21 protein-coding genes and 2 pseudogenes are annotated in these 25549 nt (G+C 51.4%); 1 reads left to right on the forward strand and 22 read right to left on the reverse strand.

The annotated features are described in order from the left end of the window. Together HMPREF1548_RS31080 and HMPREF1548_RS25255 are read right to left on the reverse strand one after the other, a co-directional pair. Positions 1-1229, reverse strand: a pseudogene (locus HMPREF1548_RS31080) (DEAD/DEAH box helicase family protein); the annotation flags it as partial. A gap of 72 nt (positions 1230-1301) precedes the next feature. After that, positions 1302-1529 (reverse strand): sporulation initiation factor Spo0A C-terminal domain-containing protein, encoded by a 228-nt coding sequence (locus HMPREF1548_RS25255; protein WP_021639601.1) that lies wholly within the window; start codon positions 1527-1529, stop codon positions 1302-1304. Between the two features lie 143 nt (positions 1530-1672). On the opposite strand from HMPREF1548_RS25255, the gene HMPREF1548_RS25260 reads away from it, so the two are divergent. Then, positions 1673-1990, forward strand: a complete 318-nt coding sequence (locus HMPREF1548_RS25260) for a helix-turn-helix domain-containing protein (protein ID WP_035323924.1) — start codon at positions 1673-1675, stop codon at positions 1988-1990. 33 nt (positions 1991-2023) lie between these two features. Here the strand turns inward: HMPREF1548_RS25260 and HMPREF1548_RS25265 are convergent, their stop codons facing one another. From HMPREF1548_RS25265 to carB, 20 genes and pseudogenes are all read right to left on the reverse strand, one after another. Further along, positions 2024-2305 carry a hypothetical protein gene (locus HMPREF1548_RS25265; protein WP_021639603.1) on the reverse strand — a complete coding sequence of 94 codons (282 nt, stop codon included), beginning with the start codon at positions 2303-2305 and terminating at the stop codon, positions 2024-2026. Positions 2306-2310: 5 nt separating this feature from the next. Further along, positions 2311-3183 (reverse strand): hypothetical protein, encoded by an 873-nt coding sequence (locus tag HMPREF1548_RS25270; protein WP_021639604.1) that lies wholly within the window; start codon positions 3181-3183, stop codon positions 2311-2313. Further along, positions 3180-5267 carry a type IA DNA topoisomerase gene (locus HMPREF1548_RS25275; protein WP_021639605.1) on the reverse strand — a complete coding sequence of 696 codons (2088 nt, stop codon included), beginning with the start codon at positions 5265-5267 and terminating at the stop codon, positions 3180-3182. Before HMPREF1548_RS25275 ends, HMPREF1548_RS25270 begins: the two co-directional genes overlap by 4 nt. A 168-nt stretch (positions 5268-5435) precedes the next feature. Further along, on the reverse strand, positions 5436-6164 hold the full coding sequence (locus HMPREF1548_RS25285; RefSeq protein WP_021639607.1) for a DUF4366 domain-containing protein: 729 nt from the start codon (positions 6162-6164) through the stop codon (positions 5436-5438). After that, a complete protein-coding gene (locus HMPREF1548_RS25290; RefSeq protein ID WP_021639608.1) occupies positions 6154-6411 on the reverse strand; it encodes a DUF4315 family protein in 258 nt (85 codons plus the stop codon). The genes HMPREF1548_RS25285 and HMPREF1548_RS25290 overlap by 11 nt, the downstream gene beginning before the upstream one ends. A gap of 21 nt (positions 6412-6432) precedes the next feature. Then, a pseudogene (locus tag HMPREF1548_RS31085) lies at positions 6433-6537 on the reverse strand (peptidase P60); the annotation flags it as partial. Between the two features lie 117 nt (positions 6538-6654). Then, a complete protein-coding gene (locus HMPREF1548_RS25295) occupies positions 6655-8451 on the reverse strand; it encodes a reverse transcriptase domain-containing protein (protein ID WP_021639610.1) in 1797 nt (598 codons plus the stop codon). A 618-nt stretch (positions 8452-9069) separates the two neighbouring features. Then, positions 9070-10722, reverse strand: a complete 1653-nt coding sequence (locus tag HMPREF1548_RS25300) for a C40 family peptidase (RefSeq protein ID WP_021639611.1) — start codon at positions 10720-10722, stop codon at positions 9070-9072. 48 nt (positions 10723-10770) lie between these two features. Next, entirely contained in the window at positions 10771-11562 is a 792-nt protein-coding gene (locus HMPREF1548_RS25305) for a DUF6674 family protein (protein ID WP_021639612.1), read from the reverse strand. Between the two features lie 38 nt (positions 11563-11600). Next, complete coding sequence (locus tag HMPREF1548_RS25310; protein WP_044914875.1) at positions 11601-14000, reverse strand: VirB4-like conjugal transfer ATPase, CD1110 family; 2400 nt, start codon at positions 13998-14000, stop codon at positions 11601-11603. Further along, complete coding sequence (locus tag HMPREF1548_RS25315) at positions 13894-14394, reverse strand: PrgI family protein (RefSeq protein ID WP_025489042.1); 501 nt, start codon at positions 14392-14394, stop codon at positions 13894-13896. Before HMPREF1548_RS25315 ends, HMPREF1548_RS25310 begins: the two co-directional genes overlap by 107 nt. Positions 14395-14435: 41 nt before the next feature. After that, complete coding sequence (locus HMPREF1548_RS25320) at positions 14436-15308, reverse strand: VirB6/TrbL-like conjugal transfer protein, CD1112 family (protein WP_021639615.1); 873 nt, start codon at positions 15306-15308, stop codon at positions 14436-14438. Between the two features lie 17 nt (positions 15309-15325). Continuing rightward, on the reverse strand, positions 15326-15541 hold the full coding sequence (locus tag HMPREF1548_RS25325) for a Maff2 family mobile element protein (protein ID WP_025489041.1): 216 nt from the start codon (positions 15539-15541) through the stop codon (positions 15326-15328). Positions 15542-15643: 102 nt separating this feature from the next. After that, positions 15644-17431: a VirD4-like conjugal transfer protein, CD1115 family gene (locus HMPREF1548_RS25330; RefSeq protein WP_021639617.1), complete on the reverse strand. Its 1788-nt coding sequence runs from the start codon at positions 17429-17431 to the stop codon at positions 15644-15646. Further along, positions 17428-17910 carry a PcfB family protein gene (locus HMPREF1548_RS25335; RefSeq protein WP_021639618.1) on the reverse strand — a complete coding sequence of 161 codons (483 nt, stop codon included), beginning with the start codon at positions 17908-17910 and terminating at the stop codon, positions 17428-17430. The genes HMPREF1548_RS25330 and HMPREF1548_RS25335 overlap by 4 nt, the downstream gene beginning before the upstream one ends. Positions 17911-18012: 102 nt before the next feature. Then, the gene (locus HMPREF1548_RS25340) at positions 18013-18363 is read right to left on the reverse strand and encodes a DUF7768 domain-containing protein (RefSeq protein WP_021639619.1); all 351 of its coding nucleotides are present in this window, start codon (positions 18361-18363) and stop codon (positions 18013-18015) included. Between the two features lie 178 nt (positions 18364-18541). Then, a complete protein-coding gene (locus HMPREF1548_RS25345) occupies positions 18542-19447 on the reverse strand; it encodes a DUF6017 domain-containing protein (protein WP_025489027.1) in 906 nt (301 codons plus the stop codon). 291 nt (positions 19448-19738) lie between these two features. After that, positions 19739-21508, reverse strand: a complete 1770-nt coding sequence (gene argS / locus HMPREF1548_RS25350) for an arginine--tRNA ligase (protein ID WP_021639622.1) — start codon at positions 21506-21508, stop codon at positions 19739-19741. Between the two features lie 178 nt (positions 21509-21686). Further along, on the reverse strand, positions 21687-22343 hold the full coding sequence (locus tag HMPREF1548_RS25355) for an epoxyqueuosine reductase QueH (protein WP_021639623.1): 657 nt from the start codon (positions 22341-22343) through the stop codon (positions 21687-21689). A gap of 10 nt (positions 22344-22353) precedes the next feature. Beyond that, the gene (gene carB, locus HMPREF1548_RS25360; protein WP_035323905.1) at positions 22354-25548 is read right to left on the reverse strand and encodes a carbamoyl-phosphate synthase large subunit; all 3195 of its coding nucleotides are present in this window, start codon (positions 25546-25548) and stop codon (positions 22354-22356) included. Position 25549: the final 1 nt, after the last annotated feature.

The following is a 25549-nucleotide window of genomic DNA, read 5'->3' on the forward strand; positions in this document are numbered from 1 at the left end:
CCCCCCGCCGTTTCTTCCTGCTTCTTTAGCTGTAAATCAGGTCGTTCAGCACGACTTCCTCCGCCGCCAGCCTGATGTTGTTCATTTTCTGCACCCAATCCATTTGATTGGCCGCTTTCAGGGCTTCGTTCACGCCCTGGCTCCTTGCCATCTCCGCCATCAGCGCGTCCACCTGTGCCTGCGCCGCCTTGTCGATCTCCGTCAGGTGCTTCCATAGTTTGCCGTTGAGCACCATCGTACTGTACAGCCCTTTCCTGTGTTCCATCAGATATTTCTCTCTGGCTCTCCCGAACCGGCCCAGGGTCTGCGCTTTCCCGTCCGTTTCGTCCATTTTCAGGTTCGGCACCAGATAGCCGTTCTGTTTGCTGTATGTCAATGCCATCTTTATCGCCCCTTTCGCGCTTTAATGTGTTAAAGTTCCTGCCATCATTATAAGCCACCGCTTCCTGTTTTGCAAGAGGTTTTTTGACCTTTTCCCGTTCTATGTTCCGAATCGTGTCGCCAATCTCCAGCAGGATTGTGCGGTTCACCTGGGCCGTGGCCGTACCCAGGCAGGCTAAGGTGGCGATGGTGTTGAAATTCGTAATGCCGCGTAAATCTTCCTCGTCCAGATAGCGGGAAGCGTCCAGGCCGCACCGGGTCAGGACAGCATATTGAACGCTGGCCCGCAGGGTATCGCGGAATGTGACCTCGATGTTGAGATCGTCCAGTTCTTCTAAAAAGCTGTCCTCTTTCTCATATATCAAATCCGTCAGGTAATCGCCATAGGTATCCTCCACGGACTTGGCCGCCGCGTCCATGAGCAGATCACCCAGGTCATTTCCACCCTCGGCACCAAAAACTTCCCGCAGCCGTTCCATAACCGGCATACGGGAATCATCGTCCATGCTCCACAGCCACGGGTCTTTCCCTCCGCGGACAGGGTGGGTGTCCGCCACATCATGCACATAGTCAAGATAGGGCTTGCCGCCGTATCCTTTACGGACCAGGGCAATGGCCGTACTGCCGCCGTTGACCCAGCGGCGCATTTTGTTGTTCCAAGTAGGCATATCCGCACAGGCCGTTGCGTCCGGCTTCTGCGCATAAATCAAAAGTTGATCGTCAAAATCATAGGCTTTATAGAAGCGGCCCGCCGTTGTCAGGAATCGCCGCCACTGTTCCGGCGACTGTGTGACCTGCCTGCTGGTCGTTTCCGCCAGTTCCGAAATGGTTTGCCATTTCTCAGCCATAGGAACCTCCTTTCAAACAACAACACTCGGAACCTGCTGTCAGCAAATTCCGAGTGTTGTTTACTCATTTTCTTATGAATCTTCCTGTGTTACATTGTCGGCCATATACCGGAGGAATTCTTCCGGTGTGGGTATGCTGCCTTTGCACGGCACCCGCTTCTGGTAGGCTTTTGTTATCTCATTTTGGTTCAGTGGGTCGGTATAGGCGGCTGTAATGCAATGCTGTATTTCCTGCCGTACTTCCTTTGGGGTGACGCCGTATTCTTTTGCTACTTTCCGGTAAATTCTCCTCATGCTCATAAAATTTCCTCCTGGGTAAAAACTATATTCGCTTATTCAATGACATTATAAGCGATTGTATCGCTTAATTCAACAAAATTGGCGATACAATCGCTCGGTTTTGCCTTTTGCGTGAATTAAAATTACCAACAGGAGGAATGATGATGGACGAACAATTTATACGCAACCGGCTTACCAAGCTGCGGCAGCAAAAGCAGGTTTCTGAACGAAAAATGAGCCTGGATTTAGGTCACAGTACCAGCTATATCCGCAGTATCACGTCCGGCAGGGCGCTCCCATCTATGAGCGAATTTCTTTATATCTGTGAATACCTGGGTACAACACCGATGGAATTTTTCAACGAGGAACACGAAACTTCCTTGATTGAGCAGGAAGCCATCGGCTACATTCACACGATGTCGGAGCAGGATATTCGGGCCATGATTGAGTTTATTAAGCAACTGAAAAATGCGGAGAAGTAGCAGGCGGTATCTGGAAAGAGATACCGCCTGTTCTTACTTTCTGCGTTCCTGGTTCCTGCGGTTCATATCCTCCAGAACCTTTTTCTGTGCTTCGGAGAGCGCCCGCGGCGGTGCGATTTTCACCCACTTCTTCGGTATCTCAAAGGTCAGGCCGCCATGCCGGTTGTCCTCCGTCCGGCTGGCCTGGGCCGGGTGGGATTGACACAGTTCCAGCAATATCCGTTGCAAGGCGGCATTGTGGGTATAGACGCTGGCCGTGGCCTCCGCTTCATTGAATAAAACAATCGTTTCCTGTTCCACTTTCGTCAACGTCATGGGCGTTACCTCTCTTTCTCCGGGGCGGGCCGATGGGGGCCGGGCAGGGATTTATTCTCCTGTGCCATTCGCAGCTTTGCCCGCAGAGAGGGCGGCTTCCCCTCATTCTGGTCATTTAGCTGCTCCTGGGCGCGGCCCATCAAATCACGCTTTGCCGATTGATAATCGTTATAGTAGTGGCCCCAGGTGAAATCCGTGGGGCCGCCGCCGTCCACGCGCCGCCAGGTGACAAAAGGCTGTACGGCCTTTGGATTCTCCCCCAAAACAAACTCCACGCCGCCAGCGTCCACGCTTTCCAGAATGGTATAGCCCTGATTGACACGGGCAGGCTTTTCCGGTTCCGGGGCCTTTGCCTGTTCCTGCTCACGTTCCCGCGCCGGGGGCTGCTCCACAAAGGCGATGATCTCCCCGCCATCGTAGCGGATCGGCGCGAACACCCGCCCAGTTTGAAGAAACATTCCGTCCATACCGGCACCGGCCTTATAGTTGCCCTGGCTGTCACGTTCACTTTCCAGCAGTACAAGGCCATTGTCCAACACAAAGCCCGGTTCCTGCCGCTGATTCACACCGGGCAGGCCCATTGTAACTGTGAAATCCGTGATAGCCGCAAACTGCTCACGGGCACCGACCTCCGCAAAAGAGGAGGGCTGCAATTCGTCGCCATCGTAAACGGGTACATACAGCTTGGGCTTATCCGTCGCGCCGGTCACAGTATGATCGGCGGATTCATATACGCCGGGGGCTTCCTCCATGAAATAGAGAAGCGTTCCATTTTCCAAAATGTACTCCACGCCGGGAACATTTTCGTAGCGCGGCCCCAGGTATTGTTCAAAGGTGTCAAAGGGCACCACATCCCATTTTTTCTGTTCCTCATTCATTTCTTTTCACCTGCTTTCCTCGGCTCAAATTCCAGCTTGTAGTTCACATATTTCCCGGTATCGTCCAGCACCACCACCGCGTCGTAGGTGGTCCCTTTCTTTTCACTGAACAGGCCACTCATTTTGACGCGCCCTTTTTTCAGCAGGGCGGCGGCTATGGATTTTGTCAGTTCTTTATGCTTGTTTGTAAAAAAGCGGTCATTCTTCCACATGGTAAAGCCGCAGGAACGATCAGAGCATTGGAAACTCAGCTTGCTTTCCACCACATCTTTTCCGCAGCGGGGGCATTTCCCAATGCTTTCCCGCAGGTCGAACAGGGCCGTATCCGCCTGGACAGCCCGATAGCCCTCCACCAGATCGGCAACCATGCGTTCAATCCTGGTCAGGAAGTCAGCGGCGGCCTGCTGGCCGTGCTCCACATCTTTTAGGGCGGCTTCCCACTGTGCTGTCAGCTTGGCCGACTTGATACTGTCCGGCAGCACGACAATCAGGTTATGCCCCTTTTTCGTAGGAAGAAGCTGGCGGCCCTTGCGTTCCAGAAAACCGCCGCGCACCAGCTTTTCCAGCACTCCGGCGCGGGTGGCCGGGGTTCCCAGGCCGGTACGCTCCACACCCTCAATCTCTGCAAATTCCTCCGCGCTGGCATGTTCCATCGCGGACAGCAGCAGATCTTCCGTGAAATGCTTGGGTGGGCTTGTGGCCCCCTCACGCACCGCAGCTTTACACCCGGAAAACGTCTGGCCCTCGGCAAGCGGCGGCAGGGCGCGGGCCTCCGGTTCTTCTTTCTCCGTTTTCTGCTTCAGCGTGGAAAGAAACATCTGCTCTATGGCTTTCCAGCCGGGAACCGTCACCACACGGCCCCTGGCCGAAAAGGACACGCCGCCACATTCCAGTGCCGCCGCCGTATCCTCATAAACCTGTTTTTCTCCTACAGCACACAGCAGCCGCACTATAACCAGGGTCAGGACATTCCGTTCCCCGGCGGGCAGGGCGGCCAGGGTATCACTTCGTACCTGCATGGTGGGCAGGAGGGCATGATGGTCACTGACCTTGGAACCATCTACTACGCGGGCCACATCAGGCGGCCCCACCTCTACAGAAAAGGGCAGGCTTTGAACAGCCACTTCCACCAGCCCCGGCACGGTGGCCGCCGTATCTTCGGTCAGATAATTGGAATCTGTACGGGGATAGGTCAACAACTTCTTTTCGTACAACGCCTGGGCATAGTCTAAAACCTGCTGGGCCGTGTAGCCCATCAGCCGGTTCCCGTCACGCTGGAGGGAAGTCAGGTCGTACAGCTTGGGCGGCTGGGTGGATTTCTGTTTTTTCTCCACGCTGCGGACAGCAGCCGTTTGCCCTGTGCAGGCCGCTTGCAGCTTATCCGCCGCTTTGCGCTCCTGAAGCCGGTCACTGGCTGCGGGAAAGCCGCAGTCCAGTTCCACTACATAGAATTTTTCTTTTTTGAATCCCTCAATGGCATTTTCCCGTTCCACCACAAGGGCCAGGGTCGGGGTCATCACACGCCCCACGCTCAAAGTGCGGTGATACAGGGTGGAAAACAACCGTGTGCCGGTGATCCCCACAAGCCAGTCAGCCTTGGCGCGGCACAGGGCCGCTTCAAACAGCCGGTCATAGTCTGCACCGGGGCGCAGGGCCAAAAAGCCCGCCCGGATTGCTTCCTCCTCCATCGACGAAATCCACAGCCGTTCCATCGGTTTCTTACACCCGGCCTGTTGATACACCAGACGGAAAATGAGTTCCCCCTCACGGCCTGCGTCGGTGGCGCATACCAAACCGTCCACATCGGCCCGGTTCATCAGGTCGGCCAGCACCTGAAACTGATCCTTTTTCCCAGGGTCCACGGTAAACTGCCACTGTGTCGGCACGATGGGCAGATCTTCATATGTCCAGTTGGAATACTTGGGGTCGTATGCGTCGGCGGGGGCCAGCCCCACCAAATGCCCGACACACCAGCTTACCAGCCAGCCGCCGCCCTCCAAATATCCCTGTTTTTTCTGATTGGCACCCAGCACAGCCGCCAAACTCTGCGCCACACTGGGCTTTTCCGCAATGACTAATTTCATGCGTGTTTCCTCCTTTCGGCCAGCAATTCTTTGTAGCAGACACCAATACAGCGCCGCCCCATGCCATAGGCACAGCCATAGCAGGGGTGGTCGGACGGGAGAGCCGGTGGCTCCGGCTCCCGCCGCCCATCAGGTTTCTGCTTCATCATGCGTTCCAGCCCCGGCCTGTTACTGAACAGGGCCATCGTCCATTTCCTCCGGTTCGTCCTGTTCCTCCTCATAAAGCCGGCGCTGTTCGGCTTCCTCCTCGGCGGTTAATTCGGTGGATTCCAAATCTTCCTCCCGGACGGTTTCTTCCTGCGGCCCCTCAAACTCAAATTCATCAAGATCGGCAGCGTCGTCCAGTTCATGCTTTGGTTTATAAATCTTGAAGTAGTAGCCCAGGCCGCCCACGGCCAGCACCGCCACACCAATCAGAACCATCATAAGGGGGCTGGTTCCCTGGGTCTGCGGCTGTTCCGGTTCCTTTGGTTCCTCTGTCACAGGTTCCTCCGGCTGGGGTGTGACCGTAGGTTGCGGTTCCGGCTCCACCGGCTGTGCGGTGGTGGTATCCCCGTCTTTTTCCGCCAGGGCCATCAAATCGGATTCTGTGACAGCATTGAGAAAATACACGTTATCCGCGTCGCGCTGTTTATCAATCACCAGATAAAATACGTTTTCGTCCGGGGTCACAATGGTATAAAACTCTTTTTCGTCCTCACTGGTGGCATTATCCAGCACGGTTCCGGTGCCCTTGGGGGTAAACGGGTTCGGGGTGGCCTGTTCCGGCTCTGCGGTTTCTTCTGCCGCCTGTTCGGTCTGCGGTTCGCTACTCTGTGCATAGGCCGGGATAGAAAATACACTGACGCACAGCACCACGGCCAGCAGTGCGGTAAGGGAGCGCAGCTTATTCTTCATCTTCCAAATCCTCCTTTTCTGCGGATAAAGCAACAGGCGAACCGCCAGCCTTGCCGCTGCGGATCGCCTGAATGAGCGTCGCCAGTTCTTCGGGGGAAACGTCCAGCCCACGAACCATGCCGACGATTTCCGTATTTTCCAGTTCGGTTTTCTGCTGCTCCAACTCACGCAGCCGCGCTTGCTGGGCTGTGATTTTAGCCTTGACTTTTTCAATCTCGGCTTCAACTTTCTGAATTTTTCCGTTCATGTAAAACTCCTTTCCGGGCGGTTAAAGCCGCCCAAACGCATAGAAATGTTCCTGCCAGTAGGAGGAATTGATGTTGGCGTATTGGATTGGGGAACCACAGTGAATCATCATTCCGTCGCCCACATAGTAGAGTAGGAAAGCACCGCCTTTCCTTATTTCTAAGGTAGGTTTGTGCAGTCCTCTCCCCGAACCGTGCTTGCATTTCTCAATGCACACGGCTCTCCATCTTTGCTCCGTTACAGGTTATTTCTTTTCGCCATGATGTATAGCCATGTGACACTTGTGGCATACCACGATTGTTTTCCGTCTTTTGGCTATCATTATCTTTTCCCATTCTGATTTCCCTTTAAGGTTTTTAACCTTGTTTACATGATGAATTTCGTATCTGTCATTTTCCGTACACCCACATACTTCACATATCTTCGCCTTTAATCGGCTTTCTAATGTTGTTACGTCATGGGAATAATTTTTAGCTGTTTGTGGAACAATATCAGTAAACTTCTTTCCTTTGCAGTCAGCATAATTCGCAAAATACATTTTCTTTATTCCTGTTTTAGTTTCATAAGGAATAGCCCATTTGCCTGTACCGTCTTTATACATAGCTCTAATTTTAGAAACTTTAGAACGGTGCTTTCCTGCAAGTGTTTTCAAACAACTATATTCCATAAGATAATTGAAATAGATTAGCTTGTTAAAATTGCTTGCCAATCCATAATAATTACAGATACCTCTTAATTCTGCATTATAAATAGTCACTATTTCCAAATCTGTCCTATTAAGCAGTTGTGGTCGGTGTATAGGTTCTAATTTCCCATTGTCTGACCTCTGCTTTACAATTCCATTTGAAAATAAAAATTTCTCTATCTTGTCTTTGAATGGAATACTCAATTCCACCTTGTTATTCATAGAACGGGTTTTGAATTTTCCTTTTGGTTTAATCTGCTGGTCACGGCGTACTCTGACATCATATCCAAGAAAACGAGCAGGAGTATTACTGTGTGTAATCAGAGTTTTTTCTTGACTAAGTTCCATTTTTAATGTGGTACTTATAAATTCTGTAAGTTCTTGCTTAATCTTCTCACAATCCTGTCGATTGCCATTCACAGCTATTAGGAAATCATCAGCGTAACGCACATATTTTATTTTCTTGTCGTCACATTGTTTCGCTGGTAGTTTGAGCATTTGAGCCGTTGCAGTTTTATATTCTTCAATCAGCTTTTCTCTTTCTATACCGTTGCTATTTTTAATTTTGTTGTGTAATCTTTGGCGTAGTCCTACCAGTTTTGTATATTCTGGTGTATAACGTGCCTTTGTTGCCACATCAAACTCTTTCTTTATTTTCATTACGTGACGGTCTAATTCATTAAGGTAGATATTCGCAAGAATAGGCGAAATGATACCACCTTGAGGGCAACCGCTATATGTTTCGTGGTATTTCCAATCTTCCATATAACCTGCCTTTAAGAATGAACGAATGAGTTTCAGAAAACGTGCGTCTTTAATTTTCTGATTGATAATTTCCACAAGTACCGCATGATTGATGTTATCAAAACACCCTTTTATGTCGCCCTCTATAAACCAGCGTGCTCCTGTAAATTCTTTTTTTATTTGAGCAAGAGCAGTATGACAACTTCTTGCTGGTCGGAAACCGTGAGAGTAGTCTGAAAAAATAGGCTCATAGATTGCTTCTAATATCATGCGTATTGCTTCCTGTATCAGCTTATCAGTAAAGACAGGCAGTCCTAAGGGACGCATTTTGCCATTTGATTTTTTGATGTATGTACGTCTTACTGGTTTTGGTTGATACATTTCATTTTTTAAGGCATCAATGATATTTTCAATATATATTTCGCTAAAACCGTCCGCTGTGTCGTCTGTTACACCCTTTGTTCCTGCTCCTTTGTTGGAGTAGAGGTGTTGGTATGCAACATAGTATATATCTGGACGGAGTAAATACCGATAGAGCCTTGTAAATACTTCATCATGGTTCTTTTTTGAATTTTCCTGTAATTTGGTTAAAATCTCCATTGTTGGTTTCATTTGAGGTTTTCCTCCCTAATCAATTTCTAATTTTAATTCGCTAAGACTGCTTTCCTTCGCCATGTGAACGGTTTTCCCGTATCCGATTTTACGGCTTTCCCTGTCTTTTCAGGGTTCTCAGACTACTATGAAAGCTCCGTTACCTTGCCAGATTTTCAGCGTCATCTCACTTAGCATAGCCTTGTGATTTATCACTGCAAGAGCATTACGCATAGCCATTGTTGGCATTCTGGTTTAGGTAATCTCCAGTTGACGAAAGTAGTAGGCTAGTGTGAATTGTCGGATATGCTTTCGTTCCGTTACTACTGGTTCTCCAGCGTACCGTATGAGTTAATTGATAACCCACTGAAAGGCATTTATTTTCAGCGTTACTCATACCACAGGTTTCAGACAAGTTTCCTGTGTCCACACGTAACAGAGGTTTGGAACTCACATTCAACAAATCTAGTTTTATCCTCATATTCACTTAACCTTGCAGTTCAGTCGTGCTCTATTGTCTTTGAACAACTTTCTGCTTTCCTGCCGTGCTATTTTCCCGTACAGTTTTCGCCTTTCGGTTAGGCAGGTGGTTTCCCGTGTTATCTTACGGAGTAGTGCCTTTTTTCTGTCCCCCTTTCTTTAATCTACTTCTAACTTTCGTCCCTCTGGACGCACAATACCGACGTGCGACACCGGCCCGTCGCTGTTATAGGTTTTCGTGAAGAAAATCAGGTCGCCGGGCTTTGCTTCCGAACGTGATACAATCGCGCACTGGTTGTAAATGCCGGTGGCCGTAGTCCGGGGCAGGTTGTGAACACCGGAATGGGTGTAAACATAGCAGACAAAACCGCTGCAATCAAAAGAGGTTGACGGGGAGGAGCCGCCCCAGACATACGGATACCCCAGGTATTTTTCCGCTTCGGTTATCAGCGCGGCAAAGGACGGGTCGGACAGGACTTCCCCCGGCACCTGATAATGCTCACCCTCGGAGGGATTGGCATAAATGTCATCTCCGAACAGGTAGGGCTTATTGCCTTTGAGTTGGAGCAGGGCCGCATATCGCTGTTTTTCGTCCTCTGTCAGCCGTTCTGAAAGGATCGTGCCCAGGGAACGGTTGCGCAGGGTCACATGAAGAATGTAATATTCGTAGGCTTCTTCCTCCTCATGTTCGTCGCCATCTTCATCTGTCCAGGTCACGGTGCGGTAGCGTATCTGCACCTCCTCACGGGTAGTCAGGATATATTGCTGGTCGAACAGGGCCTGTAACTCCGTCTGAACCTGGGCCGGGGTGAACGCATTGAATTTAGCAGTCAGATACGAAATCAATTCATTGGGGTCATGGCCGATGGTGTCTACGTCATACTGATACTCGTCATAGCCGGGAAATTCACTTTCAATGTTCGCCATACGGCGCTCCAACTGCTTCTCCAGGTCGGTATAGCCATTGTTCACCTGCAAGATGTCAGGATCTTCGGAAGTATAGGAAGTGCCTAACACGGCCCCCATCGCTCCCTCCATTGTCACGGAACAGGAGGACAGGGAAGAAAACACCATGATAAGCAGCAGCGCGATACCGCCCACAAGCAGCAGCACCCCTTTGTTGCTTTTAATGACCGTGACAGCAGCATGGCCGATGTTCCCCACGGCTTCCTTGGCTTTTTTCACCGCAGCCGCGCCGCGTCTGCCGTTTTTATGGGCTTCCCGGTAGGCTTTGGCATATTCCCGCTTTACCCGCCGCTTTTGGTACATCGTGGACAGGGAGTGCTTTTGCAGTTCCGGGTTATCCCGCACAGCCGCCCGGTAATTGGCGTTTACGGTGGCTTTGGCACTCTTGACCTCCAGCTTATCCACCTTGCGGTAGGGGGTGTCTTTCGCATAACGGTAGCCGCTTTTGACCGCACCAGCCGCTATATTTTCTGCTGCAAACTCTGTTTTGTGGGCGGCTTCGGTTCCCACATTTTCATGCTCCACCTGCCGGATTTTGTTGTGTACCGCCAGATCAGCGGTGCGGCCAGCTTTGAGCGCGCCTTTGGCCGCCGGATTTTTCTTCCCCCGTGGCCGTACCTCCTCCTCAAAATGCAGAGTAGGGCGGACTTTGCCAGTCGCAGAATCAAATTCCCGCTTTATCCGTGGGCGGTACTGCTTGGGTACTTCTGCCTTGGCTTTCTCTAATTTCTGGCCCAGGACTTCCGCCTTTTTCTCTGCATGGGCGGCCCGTTCCTCTGCGGAAAAGCGCAGCCGCTTACTTCTGGCCGCGTCGTCCGCGTCATAGATATTACGCTTTCGTTTCATAGGATTTATTGACCATACTAAGGCTTACTCCTTTCACAGATTTTGGTATCACAAACTCACTTCATGCTTTTTGGACGGGGTCGGCGGCTTCTCCTTGCTTTCCTGTTGCTTCGCCGCTTTCAGGCCCTCACGGACAGAGGGCTTTTCTTCTTTCCCCCTGGCCGCAGCCTTTTCCAGACGGTCAATACTCTGCAACGCACGGGTCACGCCTTTTTCCATGCCCTCCAGCATAGCCTTTGACTTCTTTAACGGTTTTGCAATCGCGGCCAGAACGCCTTTATCCTCATTCCGCTGTGTCAGTTCGGCGGCTTCCTTGCCAATCAGAGCACGCCCTAAATTTTTGCCGTGCTCATTGAGCGCGTGAAGTTCACTCCCCACAGCGTTGATACGATCTATGCTTTTCTGCGTATCGGAGATAGAGGCGTTCAGATTATCCCTCATATCGTTCAGGGCGGCCTTTATCCCCATAAAGTCGGCTGCTTTGTTCAGGGCAGAAATGCCGTGCTGCTTCACCGCCGCCAGGGTTTGCTTCACCATATCAGACAGACTTGTTCTGATATGGCCTAACTGGTCTTTTGCCTGCTCTACCTTTTGCTGTGCCGATGATACGCTTTTTGTCACCGTGGCTTTGATTCCGTTATCCTGTATGCTCTCAAGCTGCTCCCGGACTGCTTTCAGTTCGGACAAAACAGCCGTGTACTGTTTTTCCATCTGGTTCAGTTGCGTAACCAGGGAAGAAAACTCAGAGGCTTCCTGTTGCTGGCCGTTTTGAGATAACAGCTTGAAAAATTCTTTAAGATGTTCCTGTTCTCCGATGGGAACCTGTAAAGTTTCGTTCACAAATAATCTCCTTTCCTGCCCTGTGTATCAGCGGCCCCTTATGCCGCCAGATCGGAGGGCTTGGTAGTCATAACGCGGTATAGCTGTGTATCACGCGGGAATTTATCCACAAAGGGAATGATCTTATCCCCGAAGAATAGCAGGCCCTCACCCTCACCGCTGTTGGTTACATGGGTCAGTTCCTGGGGTGAAATCCCTAACCGCTGGGCTAAAATGCCCCGGTCACTGGCACCCTGGTTGAGCATGAGAATGAAATCGCTGTTTTCCAGGATATTTTCAATTTCCGGGCTGGCTAAAAGGTCTTTGACATTCTGGGTCAGCGATGTGGGAATGCCGTTCCATTTCCTGAATCGCTTATAAATCTCGGCTGTATAGGCCGCAGTCTGCGGCTCTTTCAGGAGCATGTGAAATTCGTCCAGGAAAATACGGGTGGTGACACCGGCGTAACGGTTAATTGTGGTGCGCTGCCAGATGTGCTTCTGCACATTTGCCATGACCAGCTTTTTTAAGCCCTGGCCCATCTTGCTGGTGTTGTAGCAGACAAGCCGGTTATTTAAGTCCACGTTGGTTCTATGGTTCAGATACGACAGACTGCCAGTGACGTAAATTTCCATCGCCGTAGCCAGATCGTCCGCCGTGTGGTTATCCTGTGCCCGCAGGCATTGATACAGGTCGCCTAAAATCGGCATATTCTCCGGGGTGGGGCGTTTCAGATAATCCCGATACACCAGACTGATACAGCGGTCAATCAACGATTTTTCAATCGGCATAAGCGGGTTCCCGTAGGAAGCCATCATCAACTCACATTGAGAAAGCAGGAAATCGGCCTGCATGAGCATAGGCGATTCCCCTACATCGGTGGATAAGTCTAAATCCATCGGATTCAGATAGCTTTGGCTGTCCGGTGCCAGGTAGAGTACCTGGCCCTGAAGCTGCTCCACCAGAGCGGTGTATTCGTTTTCCACGTCCAGAATCAGAATGTGGTCGGGCGTGGCAAAAAAGGAGTTTGCGATTTCCTTTTTTGCGAAAAAGGACTTGCCACTACCCGGAGTGCCAAGCACTATCCCGTTGGGGCATTTCAGCGTTTTTCGGTCAGCCAGAATCAGGTGTTTCGTCTGCGCGTTCACACCATAGTACAATCCGCCTGGCTGGAATACCTCACAGGAACGGAACGGCAGGAAGATTGCCGTTCCGCTTGTGGTAAGCCCCCGTTGAATTTCCACCTGATTGACACCCAGAGGGAGCGCGGACAAATAGCCCTGTTCCTGCTGATAGTCCAGCCGGATCAGGTCACAGTTGTTGGCGTTGGCGATACCATTCACCGAATAGATGATGTTTTCCAGCTTCTGTTTCGTGGGGGCGGTATGCACCAAAAGGATTGTGACCATGAACATCTTTTCATCATGGTTCTGCAAATCCTCCAGCAGCTTTTCCGCTTCCTTGCCGAACGTCACCAGATCGGGCGGCAGAATATCCATATCGAAACCGGAGCGCACCGCCCGCTTTTGTTCGTCAATCTTTGCCTTGTCCAAATCGCTCAGTTTCCGCTTGACCGCTTTCAGCGCGGCCCCCTGGTCGAGTGCTTTGGCGTGAATGCTGACAATCTGGCTGCTTTCGATATTCAGCAGCGCATTGAGCAGGGTATCGTAAATCTTGGTGGCCCGGATCTGCAAAAAGGAAACCGCGCCGACTGACGGGCCGACGCGGAAGTACCGCCCCTCCTTAAACTGAAAGGAGCTGGGCGCGATATAGTCTTTGCTGGACAGGCCGGTGCCCGTCAGGGAATCCCAATTAAAACGGAATTTTTGCGGTTCATCTAAATGCAGGCACTGGTGGAGCAGCAAAAGCCGTTCATAACCGTCCATGCCGTGAGCCTCGGTTCCAATCCCTTTGAACCGGACAAGTACGTCCGCTTCAATCTGTTCCAGCCGGGAAGCCGCCTGACGAACATCGTCTGCTTCCACAGTAAAGGTCAGGCACAAACGACGTTCTGTTTTACACAGGCCCGCCTTGGAGAGCAGCATATCGCTGTATTCCTTGCGAATCGTGTCAAATCCGTCGCCGGTGGACGGTATCCGCAGGATTTTCCGGTACTCCGCCATATCGGGATAGTAGCAGACTACGGACAATTCAAAGGCCACAGACGGGCCGAAGTAGTTGACCAGCCTGCAATACAGTTCAAAAATCACAGCCTTGTCATCGTCGGAAGCCTCGGCATAGCTGCAATCTTCAAAGGCCACGCTTTTACTGTAAAGGCGGTTCCCCAGGCTGCACACCCCGTTTTGATACATTTCCTCATAGGGAATGGTCTGCTGGGCACTGGCGGCGATTTTACCGTCGCGCTTTGCCCGTTTGATGGCCTTTGCCAGTTGTTTTTTCTGCGCCGGTGTCAGGGGCGTGTCGGGCCGGATCACCAGTTCGTCGTTCCACCCGACCATCTTTTTTGGCTCCCTCCTGGGAAGTTTCAGTATTTGAAGCAAGCCACTTCACCTCCTCGTCAAAATAGGCTTGCCGTTCCAATGCGGCAAATCGGTTCTGTGTCCGGTAGGGGCGCTCATGGCGCGTCAGGAACCGGACACGGATATAGTTTTTCAGTTGCTTTTCCGGCGGCTGGCCGTTCTTCTCATAAAGTGCAAAGAAGAAAAACGGTAGCGCCGTGACAATCAGCAGAATCAGGGCAATATCGTTGCCCAGGCTGTCGCGGGTCAGAAAGTAGGTGGGCGCAGCCACCAGCGCGGCCAGCACAAAAAAGATAAGCTGGCGGCGGGTCAGGCCGAACACAACCTTGCTTTTGACCTCGGTTAAGTCCTTTGTGATATTTACATGGGCCAATCCATTCACCTCCTGTTATTCGTTCATAGTGGCGGCCCGCTTTAATGGGCGTTCAGAATACTCTTTGCCACGCCGCCCGACTTGAACAGGCTGAAACACAGCAGCGCGGTGTAGGCGACACACGACCAGATTGCCCCGTGCAGGTCGCCGCCGGATAGTGACAGCGTGTTGACCAGGACTGCGTAAATTCCGGTAATCACCATGATTAAGAAGCCTTGCAGCCCCAGGGCCGCAAGCCCCCGGACATAGTTGGTGCCGATATTGCCCCATTCATGGTTGGCAAAAGTGGCAAAGGGCAGCGGCCCCACGCTGGCGTAAATATAAATTTCAATCATTCTTCCGAACAAGATGATGGTGATACAGGCCCCCATGACCGTCATGGCGAAGCTGACTACCCACGTTTCCAACATCAGGGCAAATAGTTCTCCCAGCCCTTTTGCTTCTAATTCTGTGGTGATGGACGCTAAGGCCGATGATATGTCAATGCTGGCGTTCGCGTCGATCACTCCGGCGCTTTGCTGCACCATCGTCTGTGCCACCTCGAAGATGGCAACGATAAAGTCAAAGGTATGGCTGACGACATACGCCGCGATTCCCGCCTTGATAATCCACTTAAAGAAGATGAATGTATCGAAATCGTGCATGTTGTTCTTCTCCACAATCATGTGAATCAACTCATAGGACAGGATCGCGGCAATAACAAGGCCCGCGATGGGAACAATCACAGACTGTGACAGACTGTTAATCATGGAGAAGACGCCGGAGTTCCATTGCTCCGGCGTCTTGCCCACTTCCCCCGCGATGGTGGCGACCTTGGTATTTACATCGGCAAACATATTTGACAGGTTTCCCGTGATTGCTTCAATCAGGAAACTTTTGATCCATTCATTGATTGCGTCGATGATAAAATCCATAGGCCGTTACCCGCGTCTTAGCTGAATAAGCCGGACAGCAGGGGAACGACTCTAAGGCCCAGGAGAATGACACCTCCGCCAGCCATAAGCTGCTTGACACCCTGGCTTTTGCTGGCCGGGTTATCTCCGCCGTAGCCCTCCATCAAGTTGATAATTCCCCACACGCCGACACCGGCACCGATAGCAACAACAACCGTAGAAAGAGAAGATACCGCACTGTTAAAGAAATCCATAAATTTACCTCCTTGAATTTGAAAAATAATTGTTGATAGGGTGAAAAACAAAAAAATAAGCCCCACCGTTTGACAGGGAATTGCAACTCAAACGGCGGGGCTTTAAGCCGCTTCTTCAGAATCGGCTTCTCCGAGATCGTAGACCTCATATTGATCTTCCGGCTTTACTTTCAGCCGGTGGGCCAGGTACGCTTTTACATCAAGCGCATACTTGGGATTCGCGTCTGCGGTGTACTTATACATGGGGTGGCGGGTCAAATCATATTTACGGGAATAGAACGGCCTGACCCCCTGAACCTGTAAAATGCAGCGGCTTGACGGCATGACCGCCAATTCGTCCACGCTTTTCAGTTCTTTCCCCAGCTTTTGATAGTTCAGGCCATAGCTGCGGGAGGTTCCCCGCGTATCGCTGGTATTGTAGGTATCAATCGTTTCCTTTCCCAGCATAGTGGACACCATCTTCAAACTGCTTTCTTCTTTGCCGCCCAAAAACAGCAGCGACGAACAGCAGCCCGCAATGGTTTCCGCATTGTCCTTATACATTCCTTTTAACTGGCTGTATGTCTGGAGGACGATATGGGCCGATATGTTCCTTGACCTGATAACGCTGACCAAATGCTCCCAGTTCGGGATTTTTTGGTTTGCAAATTCATCAAAAAGGCAAGTCACATGAACCGGCAGCCGCCCATGATAGACGGTCAGCGCCCGATTGCAGAGCACGTTAAACATCTGGGAGTACATCATCGCCGAGATAAAATTGAATGTCGGATCGCTGTCGGACACCACCGCAAAGAGTGCGATTTTTTCATCTCCCAGCTTTTCCAGTTCCAATTCATCGTACTCCATCATTTCACGGACTGCCTGAATGTCAAATGGCGCGAGCCTTGCGCCGCAGCTAATTAAAATGCTTTTTAGTGTTTTTCCGGCGGCCATCTTAAATTTCAGATATTGGCGGACAGCGAAATGGTCAGGATTCTTTTGCTGTAACTGCTCAAACAGCAGGTCAACAGCCGATTTGAAGTTTTCGTCGTCCTCCCGGCACTCACAGGCATTGAGCATATCCAGCAGCGTAGTCATGTTCTTTTCCTCAGCGGGCGCTTCATAGTAGATGTAGGCGATTAGTGCCTGATACAGCAGGGCTTCCGCCTTGCTCCAGAAGTCATCGCCGCCCTTGCTGTCCTTGCCCTGGGTGTTCTCCATGATGACTGTTACCAGGGAAAGAATGTCGGTTTCACTGTGCAGGTAATGGAACGGATTGTAGTGCATGGACGCGCTGAAATCTATGGTGTTTAGGATTTTCAGCTTATAATGCCCTTGCTGCAACAGCACCCGGCCCACCTCCTCCACAACGGTTCCCTTTGGATCGGAGCACACATATGAGCCATTCATCTGGAGTAGGTTCGGTTTGATATGGTAGCGTGTCTTGCCGCTTCCGCTACCACCAATCACAAGAACATTCAGATTGACGTTCCTTTTTTCAGGGTCGGCAATCTTGCCCAGGGTCAGGCGTTCCGTATCGGTCAACAGGATATTTTGTGAAAAATCGGGGTTGATGAACGGCTCTATATCTTTTTGGGTGCCCCATCGGGCGGTGCCGTATTCTTCCCCGTGTCGGTACTTCTTGGCGTTCTTTGCCTTGAAATAGAGAATGGCCCTTACCAGCACAGCCGCAGCAGCACCCACGAAAAGATCAAACGGGTGCAGGCTGGGGAACGGATTTTGAAAGACCGTACCCAGCGTGGTAAATGTGCCCAGCACCTTATCCAGAATATCCGCGCCGGTTGTCAGCCGGTAGGCTTCTCCCAGCTTGGTACACAGCAGCCCGATGATAACATAGGGCAGACTGGCTTTGAGCACTTGGGCCGCGTTGATTTTCGGCAGCTTCTTCATCGCTCCACCTCCTGATGTTTATTTCGGGAGAGGGATTGGGCCATATTTTTGACCACTTCCTGAAGCTGCGCAATCCGTCCGCGAACAGAGGGCTTTTCCTGGGCCTTGCGCTTAACCACTTTGCCGGAATATTCCGCAAAGGCGGCAGTCAGCGCGTCCGCGTCACGGCTTTTGAAAAATACCAGATAGCGCGGCGGCTGTGAGGTGGTATCCTTTTTCAGTGCAAAGTCAACACCATATTTCCGGGCAACCTGTTCAAAGGACTTGATATTACCGTCCGTCACCTCGATATTGGAAACGCCTGCGCCCTGCCGGACAAGGTGCTTTACACTTTGCTTTCCCTTATAAACTTTGGGATTCTTCTGGCTTTTCTCCATTTCCGCCAGGCACTTGCGAATGGCCGCTTTCAGTAAATTGGCAGACAGTTTGCCCGCTTTAATGCTGATAGCCACGGCCTTTTTTTCCATTTCTTCCTGCATGGGCTATTTCCTCCTTTCCGGCAGGGTGAAAGTGGAAAAGAGAGAATCTAAGGCGGAACCACCAGCCTGTGCAGCAGAAACCGCAGCAGCCGGTGGCGCAGGTCAGCAGGCTTCTTCATGGCCCTGGCTCCTGATTTTCAGGATACCGTCCAATGTGGTGGCCGTAATGCCTAATCGCTGGGCAACGGCAATATCGTTTTTTACGGTTTCGTCCACCTCATCACCACAGACGATAAGAACATGACTGCGGCGAAGCAGATCGCGGGCCATATCAATCCCGTCCTTGTGTTCGGCGGGAATCGTGTCATTCAGAAAATGCGGCAGATACAGAATCGGGCAGATTGGCGTGAAGCCAGCCTGATAGACCTTGCGGCAATAGACAACGGCCTGATCGGTGTCCGTAAACTCCTGGCCGGTCCATGCGGCGGTAATGTAAGCAAAAGGTTTTTTCACGGGGTCGCTCCTTTCTCCAGCGTTGTGCCGGGTGGCAAATGAACGGCCCCGTGTCAAGAATAAAATGAACGCGCACCGTGCGCGTTCTTGACACAGTGCCGTTCATTTGCAGTTGGGTAATCAAGGGCAAACCGGATAAGACCGGCTTGCCGCCCTTATTTGATTATGAAAAAAGCAGTTACCCGCTACCGTACAGGTCGTGGTTGACCAGTGCGGTGTAGTAGCTGCTGATTGTGGTAGGCGCATTATAGAGCGCCGTCAGGAGATAGGCCCGGATATTCCGAACCTTTGTTGTGTTTTGGTGCAGGCTGTCCATCACATACTCTATGTGGCTGGAATCCAGCTTTAAGAGCCTGCTTTTGACCACCTCGTTGGGATAGTCCTGGCCGCCAATGCGGATCTGCTTTCTGGTGGAGCAAACTGTGTCTACCAGAATTTCAAGCATTTCATCTAACATATCCCGGTCATAGCCCACACGCTCACAAAGATGGTCGTACTCAATGTTCTCTTTCAAAATCTCCCGATAAATCCGTATCGTATCAATCCTATCAGCCGCCGCAGGTGGTTTATCTTCCGTTAGCCTTGCTGCCGGATAGATAGATGGATCGGTATCATTCGATTCAGTATAATTCTTATCAGTATTGATTGTCTCCGATTTTAGGAAGTCAAGACTTCCCGTTTCCGGAAGTGCAGACTTCCGCTTTTCGGAAGTCTTGACTTCCTCCCTCCGAATGAAGTTTTTGACATAGATTTTGGTGGGGCGGCCCTGGCCCTGCTTCTTACGCTCAATCAGACCCACCTTGTCCAGTTCGGTAAAAAGGGCTACCGCTTTGTTGTGGCCGCAGCCCATCGCGCCCATCGCTTCCTCCAGGGTGAAGTAGATGAACACCCGGTTTTGTTCGTCCAGCCAGCCGTTGCGTATGGAAAGCCCCATACGGTCCAACATCAAGCCATATAGAATTTTCGCGTCGCCAGTTGTCTGTTTGAAACCGGGGTCGGTGAACAACACCTTGGGAATCCGGTAAAAGGTATATTGCTCTGCCTCGGTGCCATAGAAGTATTCCAATGCGCCCGGCTCGGCCATGTTTTCGCCCCCTTTCCTGGGAACGGCTGCCCGAAAAAGGGCGCGAAAAAGGGACACCGTAAAAACAGTGTCCCTTTTCGTGCATGTTGCCTTAAACCCTTGCCCGTTTAGCCGTCTGCCGTATTATTTTTTAGTTTCCTTAATCGGCACCAGCTAATGCTGTCCAGGGTTTTATAATTTACAAACGTCTTGTGTTTCAAACAGGATATCATACAACTAACATTTCTATCTTTCACAGAGATTTCAGCTGTACAGCTTATTTTCTGCCAAATACTCAAATCTAACAGAACATTACATCCTGTCAGGCGCCGAAAATCCCAGCAGTTCAATACAAGTCTCCAGAATCTCCTTCGTCAGCACCAGCAGCGCAATCAGTCCGGCCTTCTTCGCCTCATCTTCTTCCGAAATAATCTTCGTTTCATGATAGAACCGGTTAAAGGCATTGGCCAGATCATAAATATACGCGCAGATTTTATGGGGCGCGCATTCGGCGAATGCAGTTTCCATCATGGTATTGAATTTGGCGATTTCCATCATCAGCGCCTTTTCATCCGGGCTGATGGCAGGGGCAAGCTCCAGATTTTCAAGGCTGCCGCCCTGATCCTGGTATTTTGCCAGAATGGATTTGATACGCACGATGGTGTAAAGGATATACGGGCCGGTATCGCCTTCAAAGGAGGTGAAACGATCCACGTCGAAGCTGTAGTCCTTCGCGGCCTGGTTGGAAAGATCGCCGTATTTGATGGCTGCCAGTCCGACGATTTCCGCAATATTCCTTGCTTCCTCTTCCGGCATTTCCTGACGGCTTTCCACGATTTTGCGGAACATTTCCTCATCGATGTCATGAATCAGGTTTTCCAGGCGCGGCACGCCGCCGTCTCTTGTCTTAAAGGGCTTCCCATCCTTGCCGTTTACCGTGCCGAAACCGATGTGCACCAGCTTTGTATCGTCTCCCACAAGCTTCGTCTTGCGGGCGCAGCGGAATACCTGCTCAAAATGCATGGCCTGGCGTTTATCGGTGATATAAATCATGATATCCGGATTGTATTTCGTCACACGTTCACTGATGGTAGCCAAATCCGTGGTGCTGTAGAGGGCGGCGCCGTCGGATTTTAAGATGATGCAGGGAGGGATTTCCTTCGTATCGCTTTCTTCCTTCACATCAACCACAAGAGCGCCTTCGCTTTCGTATGCATAGCCGCCCTTCTTCATTTCCTCCACCATATCCGCAAGCAGATACTGTACGGTAGATTCCCCGTTCCAGAGATCGAATTCCACATTCAGCTTTTCATAGTTGCGCTTCATATCCGCCACGGATACGCTGATGATATGATCCCACAGGGCGCGGTGTCCTCTTACGCCGTTCTGCAGCTTAAATGTATTCTCCATGGCTTTTTCCTTATAAGCGGGATCCTCTTTGGATTTGCCGCTGGCCGTGGGATAAATTTCCTCCAGCTCGGAAATGGTAAAGGGAGCCTCCTTGGGATATTCCCCGGTGAAGCTTTCGTCAAAATAAGGCAGCTCCGGCTTTCTCTCCTGCAGCTCCGTTATGATAAGCCCCATCTGCAGTCCCCAGTCTCCCAGGTGGATGTCTCCGATAACCTTGTAGCCTGCATAACGGGCAATTCTCTTGACGCTTTCCCCGATTACCGCTGAACGAAGATGTCCCACATGGAGGGGCTTTGCCACATTCGGTCCGCCGTAATCCACGATAACGGTCTTTTCTTCCTCAGGAGTTTCCAGGCCGAATTTATCCGCCGCTTCCATCCCTTTAAGGTAGTCACATAAAAATACGTCGGAAACCTTCAGGTTCAGAAAGCCCGGCGCCACCGCGTTCACTTCTGAAAATACGGCGCTGTCCTTCAGCTTTTCGGCCACCTCGCCGGCTATCATAATCGGCGCTTTGTGATATTTCTTGGCGCCTGCCATAGCGCCGTTGCACTGGTATTCACAAAGGTCCGGACGGTTGGAAAGGCTTACCTTTCCCAGTTCCTCGTCATAGCCGGCCTCCGCAAACGCCTTTCTCATTTCCTCTGAAATGGCATCCAAAATCTTTTTCATGGCTGATCTCCTCTGCACATTTATCTTTGCAACTGTTCCGCTTCTTCACAGTTGCTTTTCATTTTTATAATGGCCCAGACACCTGAACCGCTGCTTTTTCATAGTAATTCAGACACTGAATCTTTACTTTTTTCCATAGCAGCCCATGCACCTGATCCTTGACTTCTTCTAAAACAGCTCAGGAACCCGAACCTTTGCTTCTTTCACGCTCCGCCTTTGAAAAAACACACCCGCAGTAGTCCTGGCGGTATAATCCGTATTTTTCCGAAAGCTCCACGGAGCGTTTATATCCGTTCTTTTTCTTGAAATCCGAGGGAAGGAAGGCGACGCCGTACTCTTCTGCCAGTCTGTTTCCAATCTCATTGAGCTTGTCCGCATTTTTTAAAGGGCTGATGGTAAGGGTGGTTGTAAAATAGTCAAAGCCCTGCTCTCTGGCAATCCGTGCAGCCTCCCGCAGGCGGATTTCATAACACTTAAAGCAGCGTTCCCCGCCCTCCGGCACCAGCTCCAGGCCTTTTGCCGCCGCGAAAAAACGCTCCGGATCGTAACGGCCCTCTTCCGCCAGAATACGGTTTTTGCAGTCTCCGTCCGCTTCTTCATTCATTTCCCGAATCAGGCGCTTCTGTTCCGCCGCGCGCTTTTCATATTCCTCACGCTCCGTAATATTGGGATTATAGTACAGGACGGTGATGTCGAAATATTGTCTTAAATATTCCAGCACATAGCTGCTGCAGGGGGCGCAGCAGCTATGCAGAAGAAGCTTTTTTTTCGATTCTTTTTCCGGAAGCTGCCGGAGGAGCTCATCCAGCTGCTTCTGATAATTTACTTTATTCATTTCACCTGTTTTATAGTTTTGCGATATCTATTAACGATAATTCATTGCTCTTTGTTTCCAGACTTCCCACAAGCGCCCTTGCGGTATCCAGGCTGGTCAGGCAGTTGACGCCCGTTTCTATGGCGGTTCTTCTGATCAGGAAGCCGTCCCTGGATTTATCCCGGCCCTGGGTGGGCGTGTCGATAACCAGGTCGATTCGGTGTCCCAGGATAAGGTCCATCACCGTAGGGGATTCCTGGTTGATCTTATTGACCTGACGGGCCTTGACGCCGGCTTCTCTCAGCGCCGCGGCAGTGCTTCTGGTGGCGTAGATGATGTAGCCCAGCTTTTCAAAACGGCGGGCGATTTCGATTGCCTCTCCCTTGTCCGCATCCTTTACCGTGATGATCATCTGCTTATGCCTGGGCAGATCCACGCCCGCGCCCAGGAAGGCTTTGTAAAGCGCTTCGTTAAAGGTTTTGGCAATGCCAAGGCATTCGCCTGTGGATTTCATTTCCGGCCCAAGGCTGATTTCCGCGCCGCGGATTTTTTCAAAGGAGAATACGGGCATCTTGATTGCCACATAGCCTGCCTCCGGCTGGAGCCCGGGTTCATAGCCCAGGTCACGGATTTTCTTGCCAATAATGACCTCGGTAGCCAGATCCACGATGGGAATTCCCGTCACCTTGCTGATATAGGGCACCGTCCTGGAGGAACGGGGATTCACTTCAATCACATAAACATCTTCGCCCACCACGATGAACTGGATATTAATCAGGCCGATTACATGAAGGGATTTTGCCAGCCTTCTTGTATATTCGGCAATGGTGGCCTTTACCTTTTCACTGATGGTCTGGGCCGGGTATACGGAAATACTGTCGCCGGAGTGGACGCCTGCACGTTCGATATGCTCCATGATGCCGGGGATCAGGATGTCGGTGCCGTCACAGACCGCATCCACCTCCAACTCCTTGCCCTGCAGATACTTATCCACAAGGATGGGATGATCCTGGGCAATCCGGTTGATGATTTCCATAAATTCTTCAATTTCCGTATCGGAAATGGCAATCTGCATGCCCTGTCCGCCCAGTACATAGGAAGGGCGCACCAGAACCGGATAGCCCAGCTTGTTGGCAACAGCCTTGGCTTCCTCCGCCGTATACACGGTGCCGCCGGAGGGTCTGGGGATTTCGCATTCTTCCAGAATCTTGTCAAACAGCTCCCTGTCCTCTGCGGCGTCCACGTTTTCCGCGCTGGTTCCCAGAATGGGAACTCCCATTTTCATCAGGCTTTCCGTGAGCTTGATGGCAGTCTGCCCGCCGAACTGCACCACCGCGCCGTCTGGATGCTCGATGTTTACCACATTTTCCACATCCTCCGGTGTGAGGGGTTCAAAATACAGCTTATCCGCAATATCGAAGTCGGTGCTGACCGTCTCCGGGTTGTTGTTGATAATCACGGTCTCATAGCCTTCCCTGGAAAAAGCCCAGGTGGCATGTACGGAGCAGTAATCGAACTCGATGCCCTGTCCGATTCGTATCGGGCCGGAGCCCAGGACCAGGACCTTTTTCAGGGGCTTTGTTTCCACCGCTTCATTTTCCCCGCCGTAAACGGAATAGTAATAAGGTGTGCTGGCTGCAAATTCCGCGGCGCAGGTATCCACCATTTTATAGGAAGCGACGATGCCGTTGTCATAGCGCATCTGCTTGATTTCGGCTTCCGGCAGGCCGGTGAGGCGGCTGATTACATTGTCCGGGAATTCAATGCGCTTCGCTTCGCGCAGCAGCTGTACCGTGAGCGGCTGCGTTTGAAGGGCCTGTTCCATTTCCACAAGTATGGCTATTTTATCGATGAACCAGTGATCCACCATGGTGATTTCATGAATCGTATCATAGTCGATGCCCTTGCGAATGGCTTCGGCAATGACATAAATTCTCTGATCATCCACTTTTTTCAGGCGTTCCTTCAGTTCTTCCGCCGTAAGCTCTGAAAAATCATAGCTCAGCAGGCAGTCCACATGCTGTTCCAGGGAACGGATGGCCTTCATCAGCGCGCCTTCAAAGTTATTTGCAATACTCATAACCTCTCCGGTCGCCTTCATCTGGGTGGTCAGCGTCCTTTTTGCCGTAATAAACTTATCAAAGGGCAGACGGGGCAGCTTCACCACACAGTAGTCCAGTGCGGGTTCAAAGCTTGCGTAGGTCTTTCCGGTAATTGCGTTTTTGATTTCATCCAGCGTGTAGCCCAGGGCAATCTTAGCCGCCACCTTGGCGATAGGATAACCTGTAGCCTTGCTTGCCAGCGCGGAAGAACGGCTGACACGGGGGTTGACCTCGATCACGCAGTATTCAAAGCTCACAGGATGCAGGGCAAACTGGACGTTGCAGCCGCCTGTGATCTGCAGCTCATCAATAATATTCAGGGCGGCGCTTCTGAGCATCTGGTATTCCTTGTCGCTCAGGGTCTGGGAAGGGGCGACAACGATACTGTCGCCGGTATGCACGCCTACCGGATCGATGTTTTCCATGTTGCAGACAGTGATGCAGTTTCCGGCGCTGTCACGCATTACCTCGTATTCGATTTCCTTCCAGCCGGCAATGCAGCGTTCCACTAAAACCTCGCCCACGCGGGAAAGCCGCAGGCCGTTTGCCAGAATCTCTTCCAGCTCCATCTGGCTGTGGGCGATGCCGCCGCCGGAACCGCCCAGGGTATAGGCCGGGCGAAGCACTACGGGATAGCCGATTTTCCTGGCAAAAGCCACGCCGTCTTCGATATTTCTTACCACCAGGGAGGGAGCGCAGGGCTCGCCGATTTTTTCCATGGTGTCCTTGAATTCCTGTCTGTCCTCCGCCTTGCGGATGGTCTGGGAGGTGGTGCCCAGCAGCTTCACATTGTGGGCCGCCAGGAAGCCGGATTCGTCCAGCTCCATTCCCAGATTCAGGCCGGCCTGGCCGCCCAGGGTGGGGAGAAGGCTGTCCGGCTTTTCTTTTTCAATGAGCTGTTCCAGAACTTTTACGGTCAGAGGCTCGATATAAACCCTGTCCGCGATATCCCTGTCCGTCATGATGGTTGCGGGGTTGGAGTTGACAAGCACCACCTCCACGCCCTCTTCCTTCAGGGAACGGCAGGCCTGGGTGCCTGCATAGTCAAATTCAGCGGCCTGGCCGATAACGATAGGGCCGGAACCGATGACCATTACTTTTTTTACATTGGGATCCTTTGGCATC

It is taken from the genome of Clostridium sp. KLE 1755 (assembly GCF_000466465.2).
GTDB lineage: Bacteria > Bacillota > Clostridia > Lachnospirales > Lachnospiraceae > Eisenbergiella > Eisenbergiella porci.